The sequence below is a fragment of the Clostridium sp. Marseille-P299 genome, from assembly GCF_900078195.1.
Classification (GTDB): domain Bacteria; phylum Bacillota; class Clostridia; order Lachnospirales; family Lachnospiraceae; genus Lachnoclostridium.
Genome location: NZ_FJVE01000007.1, coordinates 1,155,710 through 1,168,444 on the forward strand (window position 1 = coordinate 1,155,710; position 12,735 = coordinate 1,168,444).

Annotated in this window: 11 protein-coding genes and 1 pseudogene; 10 read left to right on the top strand and 2 right to left on the bottom strand. The window is 33.7% G+C overall.

Annotated elements, in window-relative coordinates; all coding sequences use genetic code 11:
* Positions 1 to 114: 114 nt before the first annotated feature.
* The 3 genes from BN4220_RS13005 to dhaS all read left to right on the top strand — a co-directional run bounded on the left by BN4220_RS13005 (position 115) and on the right by dhaS (position 3,775).
* Entirely contained in the window at positions 115 to 1,224 is a 1,110-nt protein-coding gene (locus BN4220_RS13005; protein WP_197467937.1) for an alpha/beta hydrolase, read from the top strand.
* A 107-nt stretch (positions 1,225 to 1,331) separates the two neighbouring features.
* The gene (locus tag BN4220_RS13010) at positions 1,332 to 2,882 is read left to right on the top strand and encodes a glycoside hydrolase family 43 protein (protein WP_066717038.1); all 1,551 of its coding nucleotides are present in this window, start codon (positions 1,332 to 1,334) and stop codon (positions 2,880 to 2,882) included.
* A gap of 335 nt (positions 2,883 to 3,217) precedes the next feature.
* Positions 3,218 to 3,775 (top strand): dihydroxyacetone kinase transcriptional activator DhaS, encoded by a 558-nt coding sequence (gene dhaS / locus BN4220_RS13015; protein WP_066717041.1) that lies wholly within the window; start codon positions 3,218 to 3,220, stop codon positions 3,773 to 3,775.
* Between the two features lie 22 nt (positions 3,776 to 3,797).
* On the opposite strand, the gene BN4220_RS13020 is transcribed toward dhaS, so the two are convergent.
* Complete coding sequence (locus tag BN4220_RS13020; protein WP_066717044.1) at positions 3,798 to 4,058, bottom strand: hypothetical protein; 261 nt, start codon at positions 4,056 to 4,058, stop codon at positions 3,798 to 3,800.
* Between the two features lie 407 nt (positions 4,059 to 4,465).
* On the opposite strand from BN4220_RS13020, the gene BN4220_RS13025 reads away from it, so the two are divergent.
* Positions 4,466 to 6,229: an oleate hydratase gene (locus BN4220_RS13025; RefSeq protein WP_066720947.1), complete on the top strand. Its 1,764-nt coding sequence runs from the start codon at positions 4,466 to 4,468 to the stop codon at positions 6,227 to 6,229.
* A 285-nt stretch (positions 6,230 to 6,514) separates the two neighbouring features.
* Here BN4220_RS13025 and BN4220_RS19860 read toward each other — a convergent pair.
* Positions 6,515 to 7,971 (bottom strand): annotated as a pseudogene (locus BN4220_RS19860) (IS1182 family transposase).
* Between the two features lie 528 nt (positions 7,972 to 8,499).
* Between BN4220_RS19860 and BN4220_RS20120 the strand changes: the two are divergent.
* The 6 genes from BN4220_RS20120 (at position 8,500) to BN4220_RS13060 (ending at position 12,643) form a co-directional block, all read left to right on the top strand.
* Positions 8,500 to 8,685, top strand: a complete 186-nt coding sequence (locus tag BN4220_RS20120; RefSeq protein WP_066717048.1) for a hypothetical protein — start codon at positions 8,500 to 8,502, stop codon at positions 8,683 to 8,685.
* Positions 8,654 to 8,788, top strand: coding sequence for a hypothetical protein (locus BN4220_RS20295; protein ID WP_347477094.1), 135 nt, complete (start codon positions 8,654 to 8,656; stop codon positions 8,786 to 8,788). Before BN4220_RS20120 ends, BN4220_RS20295 begins: the two co-directional genes overlap by 32 nt.
* 513 nt (positions 8,789 to 9,301) lie before the next feature.
* On the top strand, positions 9,302 to 10,546 hold the full coding sequence (gene ltrA / locus BN4220_RS13045) for a group II intron reverse transcriptase/maturase (protein ID WP_066717050.1): 1,245 nt from the start codon (positions 9,302 to 9,304) through the stop codon (positions 10,544 to 10,546).
* 118 nt (positions 10,547 to 10,664) lie between these two features.
* Entirely contained in the window at positions 10,665 to 11,210 is a 546-nt protein-coding gene (locus tag BN4220_RS13050; RefSeq protein WP_082812418.1) for a group II intron maturase-specific domain-containing protein, read from the top strand.
* A gap of 354 nt (positions 11,211 to 11,564) precedes the next feature.
* Positions 11,565 to 12,329: a hypothetical protein gene (locus BN4220_RS13055; RefSeq protein ID WP_066717059.1), complete on the top strand. Its 765-nt coding sequence runs from the start codon at positions 11,565 to 11,567 to the stop codon at positions 12,327 to 12,329.
* A 26-nt stretch (positions 12,330 to 12,355) separates the two neighbouring features.
* A complete protein-coding gene (locus BN4220_RS13060) occupies positions 12,356 to 12,643 on the top strand; it encodes a hypothetical protein (protein WP_066717062.1) in 288 nt (95 codons plus the stop codon).
* Positions 12,644 to 12,735: the final 92 nt, after the last annotated feature.

The following is a 12,735-nucleotide window of genomic DNA, read 5'->3' on the forward strand; positions in this document are numbered from 1 at the left end:
TGATGAACAAATGAAATCATACAAATTTGTTGCATGAAGTTCTTTTTAGTTGTGGTTATTTGTGTACTAAATCTATTGATGGTTTCCTGTTCGAACCAAGAGGTACCATCAAAGTTGATAGAAACATCGATGAATACGGAGGTTGCTGGAATGGATGAAACAAATACAATACAAAATAGCACTGATACATCAACAAATGAGGAATTATTATCTACAGTAGTACCAACGAAAGCTGAGGAACAAAAGATTACAGGGGAAGAAACTAAAACAGAGCAGTCAACAAAAAAAGAGGATACTGTTTTTAAAGTGGAACCATCGAAATCATTAGGTCAAGCGGCCCTAGTTCCAACCTTATCACCTGAGAATTTTGATCCTACTGCAGAAATTAGCTATGAAATCCCAGAGAAATATTCCGCAATACGTTCGGAATATAGTGGAAGCATTCAACTAATCTATTATGATACATTTGACTATTTTGGAGATAATGCTCCGTTAAAGAAACCGGCTTATGTGTATCTTCCTTATGGCTACGATGAGGAAAAGCAGTATAACGTTTTATATTTAATGCATGGCATTGGTGGAAATGAGAAGGAATGGGGAATGTATCACAATGCATCTACCCTAAAAGCAATTATGGATAATTTAGTTTATTACGGAGACATCGAACCATTTATTGTAGTGGTACCAAATGGAAGATCCAGTGTCAACTATGCCAATACAAATTCAGACCATAACTCATTTTATAAGTTTGGAAATGAGTTACGCAATGACTTAATTCCATATATCGATGCAAATTTTGCAACGTTTGCAGAATATAACGAACAAGGTTATGACTTAACATTGGCGAGAGAACATCGTGCGATGGGTGGCCTTTCTATGGGAGCGATGCAAACAATTAATATTGGCTTGTGTGAATCACTTGATATTATTAGTTATTTTGGTGCATTTTCAGCTTGCCCGACGACAAATACATCTGCAAAGATTGTAAGTGCGCTGGATAATTTTAAAGATTATGATATTAATTATTTTTATAACATCTGTGGAACTGCAGATGGAATTGCTTGGCCACATGCAACAAATGCTGTACTAAACATCACATCTTTATCAGAAAGATTACGTGAAGATGAGAATTTTAAATGGCAAGAAATCGAAGGTGGTGTGCATGATTTTAAGGTGTGGTACCTAGGTTTTTATAATTATGTACAATTAATATTTAATAAGTAAAAGGTGAAAAGGTTTAAAGTTATAACATGAATGAATAAAGGGGGGGGGACCGAGTCCATGCCAGCAATTTCATGGAGATTTGTGCAATAAGAGGCATGGACATATATATGAAGAATAATCCAATCATTTGGTCTGATTATCCGGACCCAGATGTTATAAGAGTTGAAGATACTTATTATATGATAAGCACGACTATGCATTTTATGCCTGGGGGAGTGATTTTACGTTCTTATGACTTGATTCATTGGGAAATTATAACTTATGTTTATGAAGAATTGGATCGCACTCCAGCTCAGTGCCTTGTCGGAGATGAAACTATTTATGGAAAAGGCATGTGGGCAGCGTCAATTCGATACCATAATAGTAAATTTTATGTTTGCTTTGTTTGTAATGATACCGGTAAAACGTATTTATACCACTCAAATAATATCATGGGACCTTGGGAAAAACAGATAATTGAGGGATTTTATCATGATTGCTCGCTATTGTTCGATGATGATGGTCGAGTATTTATCGTATATGGAAATAGTAAGATTCATTTAGTTGAACTAAATAAAGAATTAACTGAACCAAAAGTTGGCGGTATTTCACGAGTAATTGTTGAAGAAAAAGGAAATGTAACACTTGGCTATGAGGGAGCTCATTTTTATAAAATCAATGGTAAATATTATTTGTTCTTAATACATTGGCCAAAGGATGGTTTTGGTAGAAGAACAGAGGCTTGTTACGTAGCTAATTCAATTGAAAGTGAATTTGTTGGAAAAGATGTATTAGATGATGATATGGGATATCTCAATCAAGGAGTTGCTCAAGGTGGTATTGTGGATACTCCTTGGGGGGATTGGTTCGCTATGTGTTTTCAAGACCATGGTGCAATTGGACGGATTCCGGTCCTAATTCCCGTTCAATTTATCAATGACTTCCCAGTGTTTGGCATAGAGAATAAGGTGCCACATTATATCACAATTCCAAGCACTTATCCAGAGCATGTGTATCCACCCTTATATGATAGTGATAATTTTAATTACATACCAGATGAAAAAGGTCGAATTCAATTAAAAAAAGTATGGCAATGGAACCATACTCCGGAACATAACTTATGGTGCATAACGAAACAGCCTCAAGCATTGAGAATTATTTCGGGTAAAATCAGTGGCGATGTAACATTAGCAACCAATACTCTTACACAAAGAATGGTAGGACCAGTCACAACAGCCACTGTCACAGTGGATGGAAGACAGTTGAAAAATGGAGATTTTGCTGGACTCTGTGCATTGCAGGGCTGTTATGGACTAATCGCTCTAACCAAAGAAGATGAAAAATTTTATCTTGCAATGATTGGGAAAGAACCAAAGGAAAGTGAGAGCATCTGGGGTATTAAGGGGAGTGATAAACAGTCAGGAAAAGAATATGAAAGGATACCATTCCCCCAAAGCAAAGTTACATTTCAACTAAAGGCTAATTTTTATGATAATATTGATGAAGTTGAGTTTTATTATAAAGAAGGGGAATCCTTCGTGAAACTTGGACCAACAGTTAAGTTATACTTTAAGTTGGATCATTTTACAGGTTGTCGTGTGGGCCTTTTCTTGTACTCAACGAAAACAGTTGGTGGGTCAGTAGGTTTTACGGATTTTTTCTATTCAGTAAAAGAATAGTTTTAGTTCTTATCATCCGTTAGCAGAGTCATTATGTAGCATTAACATTGCAGTATCTTCAATTCCAAACGCTAATATTAAAAACAAGAAAGATACCAGTTGAGAAAGTAATAATTTGAAAAATAGTAAAGAGAATGCTATTATATCAACTGCTTATGAAATTGTAAATCTTTTGTAATCAATTGATAAAAAGTATAAAAAAAGAAGTAATTACTTGCGACAGAAAATATCATAGGTTATACTATTTCTATAAATTATGAAGTTTTGATTGGTAGATTTTTGTTCGATGACTTCAACGTATAGAATTGATAAAAGTTAGGGGAGTATGATAATTAATGTCAGAAGCACTGATTACTAAAAAGGCGATAGCCCAAGGATTAAAAGAATTAACAAAGTCAAAGTCATTTAGTAAAATAACAGTTTCCGATATAACGAACAGCTGTGGTTTAAATCGTCAAACTTTTTATTATCATTTTCAAGATAAATATGAATTACTAAATTGGATTTATTATAATGAAGGATTTTTGCCTGTTATTGAAGGGATAACTCTTGAAAACTGGCATGAAAAATTATCAATTTTATTTACACATATGAAAGAAGAACAAACCTTTTTTAGTAATACGATAAAGGCGGATGAGACTTGTTTTAAAGACTATCTATTTAATATTACTGTCACTTTGTTTGAAGAGGCAATTGAGGCAGTGGATGTAGAGCGTGTATTAAAACCAGAAGATCAGAAATTTTTTGCTTCTTATTTTGCATATGGAATTTGCGGTACCGTTATTTCATGGGTTGAAAAAGGAATGAAAGAGCAACCCGAACAATTAGCCAAACGTTTGAAATATTTGGCGACTAGTTGTGAAAAGTTAGCTTATGAACGATTTTTATTATAAAAAGGATAAATGGACAGGATTTTTAGAATAGATGAAATCGATGAATTACCCAATTTTTTAAATCGGATTCATTGATTTTATCTTCTTTTAATTCTTCCATAAGAGTTAAGAACTCTTTATTAATTGTAGTAATGCTTTGCTCTGATATTTTATCTTTGCTAATTGTATTTGCTGCGTCAATAATACCTTTTGCTGCATATTTTGTAGAACGGTCTTTATTCTTTAAGAAAAAGGAAAAGACAGTATCAAACGCCGCTTGTTTTAATTTTTTATCTAATGACATAGTAACCCTCCCATGTTTCCTGTAGGTAATTAAATTAAGGTTGAACATTTTTTTAACCGAATTCTTTATCTATGCAATTTAAAGTCTTGGAATCGCAGGTATTGCTTCAGTAATTTTAAATTAACATTATAATAATATTATTATATTAACAATATCTTTCGGATATCGAAATAGACAAACTTGGCGATTTGTCTATTTTTTTAATATATTTTAAAGAATGTCAAATTTTATGACAGAGAAAAAAGTTTGTTTAATTACAAAGTATATAAATTTGGGTATACTACAAGCATCAAGTAATTGATTCACCTGGTAAAATAAAAGAAATAATAGATTTTAAAATAAGAGATGGATGTATCTGGAGGTAAATCACTATGAATAAAAAGTATTTAAAAAAGAAGTATAAAAAAATGTGTAGAAGTTATAAAAAGAGAAATGTTTTAATACTAGGTGCAATGGTAGGAGCAGTTACCGCAGCAACCGTTTATGCGAATAAGAAGATGAATAAGTGTAAGACTCAAAAATGTAAGAACTCAAAAATATCAAATAAGAGAACTTATACGAATTTAGGAAATGGTAGTTCAAAGGATAAAAGTAATCGTCAATTTTATTTTGTTGGAGGCGGATTAGCTTCTTTGGCAGGTGCAGCATATCTAGTAAGAGATTGTGGTGTAGAGGGTAAGAACATTCATATTCTTGAAGGGATGAAAATTCTTGGCGGTAGCAACGACGGTGCAGGTAACGTTGATCAAGGATTTATATGCCGCGGTGGTAGAATGTTAAATGAAGAAACTTATGAAAACTTTTGGGAACTTTTCTCTTCCATACCATCTTTAGATGTTAAAGGAAAGAGCGTAACAGAAGAAATTTTGAATTTTGATCATCTACATCCAACCCATGCACAAGCTCGTTTGGTTGATAAAAATGGTAAAATTTTAGATGTAAAGAGCATGGGATTTAATACCGCAGATCGTTTGGCCCTTGGAAAATTAATGATTACGCCAGAAGAAAAACTAGATGATATGACGATTGAAGATTGGTTTGCGAAAACACCACACTTTTTTGAAACAAATTTCTGGTATATGTGGCAAACAACATTTGCTTTTCAAAAATGGTCTAGTTTATTTGAATTCAAACGTTATATGGAACGTATGATATTTGAATTTTCACGGATTGAAACACTGGAAGGTGTAACACGTACTCCATATAACCAATATGAGTCAGTAATTCTACCATTAAAGAGCTATTTAGATTCTCATGGAGTTGATTTTAGTATAAATGCAACGGTCACAGATATTGATTTTGCTGATGACGATACGATAACAGCAACAGCCATTCATCTTGAAAGGGATGGAAATGAAGAAGTCCTTGTACTAAATGAAGGTGATCTTTGTTTTATGACCAATGCTTGTATGACAGATAGCGCATCTTTAGGTGATTTGTACACACCAGCAACCTATGAAGCAAATCGACCAATTTCAGGTGAACTTTGGAGTAAAGTTGCAAAGAAGAAAGAGGGGCTTGGAAATCCTGAGCCGTTTTTTGGACATCCTGATGAAACGAATTGGGAGAGCTTTACAGTAACAATGAAAGGAAATAAATTATTAAAATTAATCGAAGAATTCTCTGGAAATATCCCAGGTAGTGGAGCACTTATGACATTTAAAGATTCCAATTGGTTAATGAGCATTGTAGTTGCAGCGCAACCTCATTTTAAAAATCAGCCAATGGACACTACAATCTTTTGGGGCTATGGTTTATATACCGATCGTCTCGGTAATTATGTAAAGAAATCAATGCGTGATTGTACCGGTGAAGAAATTTTGACCGAATTACTCCACCATCTTCATATGGAAGAACATATGGATGAAATTATGGAGAGTGTAGTGAATGTGATTCCATGTATGATGCCATATGTTGACGCACAGTTCCAACCACGTAAAATGACAGACCGCCCGAAAGTGGTACCAGAAGGGTCTACAAACTTTGCGATGATTAGCCAGTTCGTTGAAATACCGGAAGATATGGTATTTACAGAAGAATATTCGGTTAGGGCTGCAAGAATTGCAGTCTATACCTTAATGGGCGTAAAAAATAAAAAAATATGTCCAGTAACACCATATAAAAAGGATCCAAAGGTTCTTTTGACTGCTCTAAAAACAGCGTATCGTTAGAGCAGTAAACAAATTTTTTTCTTATTAAGGATATTTTGTATAAGTAGAGTTGTTATGAAAGAAAACAAACCGAAAGAATAATATAGATTTAAAGCCTGCTAGATATGATATAAAGGTCTAGCAGTTTTTTTGGTGCGCCCAGCATGGGCGCAATGAGGGCACTGAAAAAGTCTGCTTTTTAATAACTTATTACCGCTACTTTAGAAATAAAAAAACGACTCTTTCAATTTTGGATTTATTTTTGAAAGAATCGTTTTTTAGTGTCCATATAACTTCATATATATTTTAGTTTTCATTCATTAATTTTATAATTCGCTTCATATTTACTGCAAATATGGATAACGCACCTTGTATTTCCATACCAAAAAGACCTGAATAAGATGCGGTATCATATCCAAGTCTATATTTTAACTCACTATTTTTAGCTTCAATATTATATATTTCCTTTGCTTTTTCTTTGAAAAAATCACTATTTTGAAATTCTTCCTGTTTACTGTGAACGTTTGATATCATAGTTTCAGAATATGTTTTTCTTTTGGCTCCTTCTTTATAACATCCCTCACGGTATGGACATATCTTACACTTATTTATATCAAAATCGTATAATACTCTTGGATTTTTAAGTTTTTTCTCTCTATTTTGATAACTTTTTCTAAAAGCCATATGACCAGCTTTGCATACGTACATTCCTGCATCTTTATTAAATTCAAATTCATCTTCTTTGGTCCTACGTCCTTATGTTATAGACGAATTTAATTGTGCAATTAAATTTAAATCATTTGTTGTAGTATACTCAATGTTTTTCTTTTCTGAATAGGCTTTATCACCAATAATATTTTTTATTTCCATACCTGTATTTTTACTTTTATTAATTAGTTCTTCTAGTTGTTTTCTATCTGTTTTTTCTCCACTTGTTATTATAGCAGCTGTAATTATTCTTTCTTCTGTCATTGCGATATGAGTCTTATAACCAAAAAAAGCGGTATCTGCTGTTTTGTGACCATTCGAGCATCCTCATCTTTTGGACATTGTATATGTTCAATATCATCATTAACTGTTTCCACTAATAAATTTATTTTTTCGGTAACTTTAGGATAGTTACTAATAACTTCATTTTCCTTTATTACATTTATTAATTCTTCACAATAAACTAATTCTTGTTCTAAAGAATCCTCGGTATTCTTTGCTGGAAAGGATTTTTTTATAGATTCATCTATTTCATAAACAGCTTTCCTTAATTGTTTAGAGCGTTCTTGTAATATCTCACGAGGTGATTTTTGATTGTATTTTGATTTCGTATGCGTTGAATCTACTATAATAGATTTTGAATTTATAATTCCTTTTTCTAATGCGATTGAAACTGTTTTATTAATCAACATATCCAATAAGTTAATATCTTTTAAACGCAGTTTTCTGAATTTTGTAAGAGAACTTGGATTGATAACACCTTCTTCAGGAGCCATATCTAGAAAGTATTTAAATGACATATCATACTTAGAGCGTTCTACTATATCAACATCTGACAAATCAAAAATAGACTTAAGTAGAAGATACTTAAACATTCTTATCGGATTTATAGCATTTCTGCTATTATCAATACAATATTTAGCTGTAAGTTCCTGATATACGAAATCAAAGTCTATAAGTTCGTTTATTTTTCTTAATAGATTATCTTTTGGAACCACTAAATCGTATATAGCCATAAAAGGGCTTAAGATTAATTTTTGTTGCTGCTCTAACATAAAATCACCACCTGTATTTAATATTCCTATTATATCAAAAAAGTATTGAAAATGCTGGATTTTTCAACATTTTCAATACTAAAATTGTTTTCTTTATTTAGAGGACTTTTTCAGTGCCCTCGGGCGCAATCTAATGGGTTAAAGTCCCTAACACGTCCTAGTAGTGGGAAGTGTATAGCCTAAGACAAGGGTGTCGTCCGTGAGGACGAATCTGAAGGAAGTTCGTGGGCAAATCTCTGGTCCGATGAATAGAAATCACATATAAGGCATGGAGTGAGGATAAGACTGCCGAACAAGTTAAAGTCCAATAACTACTCGAAATCATTCCATGTAAATGTGGCGGATAGATGGAAAGGAAGATTGTGTTCTTACCTGGGGAGGTCTTAGCGGTAAGTTGTGGAAATGAACTTTGAAACAACAACCCATACAGCGATGTATGGCTGAGCGTTAAGAAGTCAGCAGAGGTTATAGTACCGGAGGTAGCCGACGACCTTTGGGAAGGACTGAACAATAGGAGGTTTTGAAAGTTTGAAAGAAACAAAGAAATGTAATGAAAGCAGACAACTGAATAAACAAACAGGTCATTTGCAAAAGGATAGAGTGGAACTCGAAAGCTATGCAAAGGCGCCGAGCATTTCTATGACGTCAGAAGATGGACAAAACGCCCAAAGTGAATATCACTATGGATGGGAACTTATCTCCACTATTAAGTAATATCATGTTGCATGAACTAGATATGGAATTAGAACGAAGAGGACTTAAGTTCTGCCGTTATGCAGATGATTGTGCGCCACGAAGGCGTGTCAAAGTAGCGTAGCTACTTGAAGACAGCTATGCTGTGCAGATGATGGTGGTAGGCCCACCGAAATCGCCATACAGGTGGAGGTTTCAAACTACCTTAAGGTGCTGTAGTCAAAAGCTATGGTATTGAGCGTTAAGGAAAAGGCAGTAATAAACTGTCAAGTGTGTATTAAGGAGATGAAGGAAAAGTGAACCACTTACGAAAATGTCGTAAGCGTACAGATTCCATCAAAACCAGGGGGTAGTCGTTAACCTGGGATAAGTCTAGAGGAAACCTGTTTACTGTCTAGATGGTGGACGGCATAAAGGTGGCATGAACTTAATACAGGCGTCTGTACGGAACGTGGGAACCCACGGGCTGATGTTAAGGGAGTATATCAAGCGGAAGAACCGTAAGATAAGAGTACCAATGCAGTCATGGGGGCAGATTGGGTTGTAGTAGTGAGGAAGTTTCTGTAATGGGAATGGAGCGAAGAACCCGAATTATTCCGTTTCAAGAATAAGTCAACTTTGAAAGGAGGAGGAACTTATGCAAGAAACAAAACCATATAGTATTTCAAAACGAGCAGTAATTGCTGCTTATGAAAGAGTAAAAGCAAACAAAGGAACGTACGGAGTAGATGACCAATCTATCCAAGACTTTGAGAGAAAACTTAACAATAATCTTTATAAGATTTGGAACAGAATGTCATCGGGAAGTTACTTTCCAAAACCTGTAAAGGCAGTAGCAATTCCAAAGAAAAATGGAGGAACTAGACTACTAGGAATTCCGACAGTAGAGGACAGAATTGCACAAATGGTTGTAAAGTTGTATTTTGAACCAAATGTTGAGTCCATATTTTACGAAGATTCCTATGGTTATAGACCAAACAAATCTGCAATACAAGCACTTGATGTAACAAGAACGAGATGTTGGAGAAAAGATTGGGTACTGGAGTTTGATATAAAAGGTCTCTTTGACCATATCAGACATGATTATCTTATGGAAATGGTGAAGCGACATACAAAAGAGGAGTGGATTCCTCTCTATATTGAACGATGGCTAGTTGCACCATTCCAGATGGAGGACGGAACACTAGTTCCAAGAACTTCGGGAACACCTCAAGGTGGAGTGATTAGTCCAGTACTAGCGAATCTATTTCTTCATTATGTATTTGATGATTTTATGGCAAAAGAGTTTCCTTCAATTCCTTGGGCGAGGTATGCAGATGATGGAATAGCACACTGTGCATCGCTCAAACAGGCAAAATATTTGCAACGTAGACTAGAAGAACGTTTCATGCGCTTTGGATTGGAGTTAAACCTAGATAAGACAAGGATAGTATACTGTAAGGATGATGACCGTAAAGGAAATCATGAATATACGTCCTTTGATTTTCTAGGATATACCTTTCGGCCAAGGCACGCAATGAATAAGTATGGAAAGTTCTTTACAAACTTTCTACCAGCAATGAGTGAGAAAGCGAAGAAATCCATACGGAAAACGGTTAGAAAGTGGAAGTTGCAACATAAGCCAGATAAGGAGCTACGGGATTTAGCAAATATGTTTAATAGCCAAATACAGGGTTGGATTAACTACTACACCCATTTCTATAAGTCGGAAATATATGATGTCTTGCGATACATCAATCAACGGTTGGTGTATTGGGTACGTAGGAAATATAAGAAACGTAATGCAAGACGAAGAGCAGAATACTGGCTTGGAGAGATAGCGAAACGTGATAGAACTTTGTTTGCACACTGGAAATTTGGTATACTACCATCGGTTGGATAATGGGAGCCGTATGAGCTGAGAGGTTCACGTACGGTTCTGAGAGAGACTTAGGGGGAGGTTCCCTAGGTCTACTTACTGCAATGTATACGTGAAATCAAAGAAATCAGCAGAGCGAGTTATGAAAAGTATCACGAAGTTTATAGAAAAGGACTTGAAGCTTAAAGTTAACAAAGAGAAAAGTAAGGTAGACCGATCATGGAAACTAAAATATCTAGGATATACCTTTTACAATAAGAAAGGTGAAATGGGAATAAGAGTACATCAAGTTTCTGTTAAGAAGTTAAAAGGAAAACTTAAGAGTATCACTGGAAGAAGTAACGCAATGAGTATGGAACTCAGAGCCATTAAACTTAAACAATTAATTGTTGGCTGGATAAGCTACTTCAAACTAGCAGATATGAAAGGTACTTTACGAGAACTTGATGAGTGGCTAAGAAGACGTTTACGTCTTTGTTACTGGAAACAGTGGAAAAAGATTAAAACGAAACATGATAACTTAGTTAAACTAGGGGGAAAGAATTGGAAAGCATGGGAACATGCGAATACTAGGAAAGGCTACTGGAGAATCTCCAATAGCCCAATCTTAAATTCAACTCTTACCAATAATTATCTTAGAGAACAAGGTTTTATAACACTTAGTGAAAGATATTCGCAAGTAAGGTAATCTTATTGAACCGCGTATACCGAGCGGTACGTACGGTGGTGTGAGAGGACGGAAATTCAATTAATGAATTTCCTCCTACTCGATTGTATCTATAAATGAGAGTATGATACATATTATTTATAGATTAACAGGTGTTAATTGTGAATTTCGCTATAAATATATATGAATATCGAATTTTTGCTATCTTGATATAAAAACAATGTACAATTAAGATATAAATCAATAGAGTTCATGTATATTTACATTGAACTGTTAAGGTTGATAGAGAAGAGCTGGAAAATATCTGATAAAAACTGTTTATAAAGTGGAGGGTTAAGTAGTGGGAAAAAAATACATATAAAATATATAGTGTTTATGCTTGTATTATTAATAATAGCTTCGGGTATTATGTATAGCCAATTTAGACGTGGTAAAAACATATATCTTGAATATGGAGATGATTTTTCCGATGTTAAACTATATACCGAAGAGGGTGAAAAAATAAAAGGATTAAATAATGACAAAACTAATCTAGTATTTTATTTGTCTGATAGTTGCCAACCTTGTATGGAACTCCTGAGATTTATTTCGAGTATTGATACTATGGAGTCATTATCTGAATATTCCATAAGTTTAGTGTGGATAGATGAGATACCTACTAAAAAAATTAATAATTATAATTTTAAAAATGTTACCAACTATACTTTAAAAGGAAAAACACAATTTGTAGGTTATACTCCATATATTTATGTGATAAAAGATAACATAGTTATATTTGAGACAAGCAAAGCAGAAGATATTATTAAACTAATATTAAACAATGCCGTTTCTCCTAATATTAAGGCTTTAACATTTAAAGATATTAGCAATAAATATAATTGTATACCAAATGAAACCGCTTTAATTTTTTTGACAGAAAACTGCGAATCATGTTTAGATATTAATTCTTATATAGAGACTATTAAAGATAAATATATGAATTTTATATTTATTACTAATTATGATAATTATGAAGAAGATAAATTTATTAATGATAGTTTTAATGTATATAATCAGATATTTGAAGTTAAGCTCTATCCGAGTATTTATGCACTTAAAGATAGTACTGTTACAGAAATTGATTGGAATAGTCTACACTAATATAATTTTTAAGGAGGTTATATTTTATGATAAATTTTAAAAAAGCAGGTATTGTTTTATCTTTGGTTGGGTTGATGACTTTTATGCAAGCAGGAACTGTCGCACAAGCTGCAAAATCTTGTGGTAATTGGGATACTTATAGTTCAAGTACATATTGTGATACGAGTGATGGATGCGGAGCATTTTGGCTTCAGGATACTAGTAAGACAACTAAATATCAAAGCAGAATTTGTTCAGAAACTAGTTCGGATAATGGTACTGTAACTATTACTAAAGAATACCAGACCGTTGTAAGTAAAAATGGATGTTGCTAATTTAGAGTATTGGTTCAAATTAATAAAAGAACATAATAACCTGAATTATTCATGTAAGTAAATAACAAAGTTAATTTACTGATCTTTATATC

Bases quoted from the DNA above. Each gene is read 5' to 3' on its own strand.
- BN4220_RS13010 (WP_066717038.1), top strand. From the start codon at position 1,332: ATGAAGAATAATCCAATCATTTGGTCTGATTATCCGGACCCAGATGTT.
- dhaS (WP_066717041.1), top strand. From the start codon at position 3,218: ATGTCAGAAGCACTGATTACTAAAAAGGCGATAGCCCAAGGATTAAAA.
- BN4220_RS13020 (WP_066717044.1), bottom strand. From the start codon at position 4,058: ATGTCATTAGATAAAAAATTAAAACAAGCGGCGTTTGATACTGTCTTT.
- BN4220_RS13025 (WP_066720947.1), top strand. From the start codon at position 4,466: ATGTGTAGAAGTTATAAAAAGAGAAATGTTTTAATACTAGGTGCAATG.
- BN4220_RS20295 (WP_347477094.1), top strand. From the start codon at position 8,654: ATGGATGGGAACTTATCTCCACTATTAAGTAATATCATGTTGCATGAA.
- ltrA (WP_066717050.1), top strand. From the start codon at position 9,302: ATGCAAGAAACAAAACCATATAGTATTTCAAAACGAGCAGTAATTGCT.
- BN4220_RS13050 (WP_082812418.1), top strand. From the start codon at position 10,665: ATGAAAAGTATCACGAAGTTTATAGAAAAGGACTTGAAGCTTAAAGTT.
- BN4220_RS13055 (WP_066717059.1), top strand. From the start codon at position 11,565: ATGCTTGTATTATTAATAATAGCTTCGGGTATTATGTATAGCCAATTT.
- BN4220_RS13060 (WP_066717062.1), top strand. From the start codon at position 12,356: ATGATAAATTTTAAAAAAGCAGGTATTGTTTTATCTTTGGTTGGGTTG.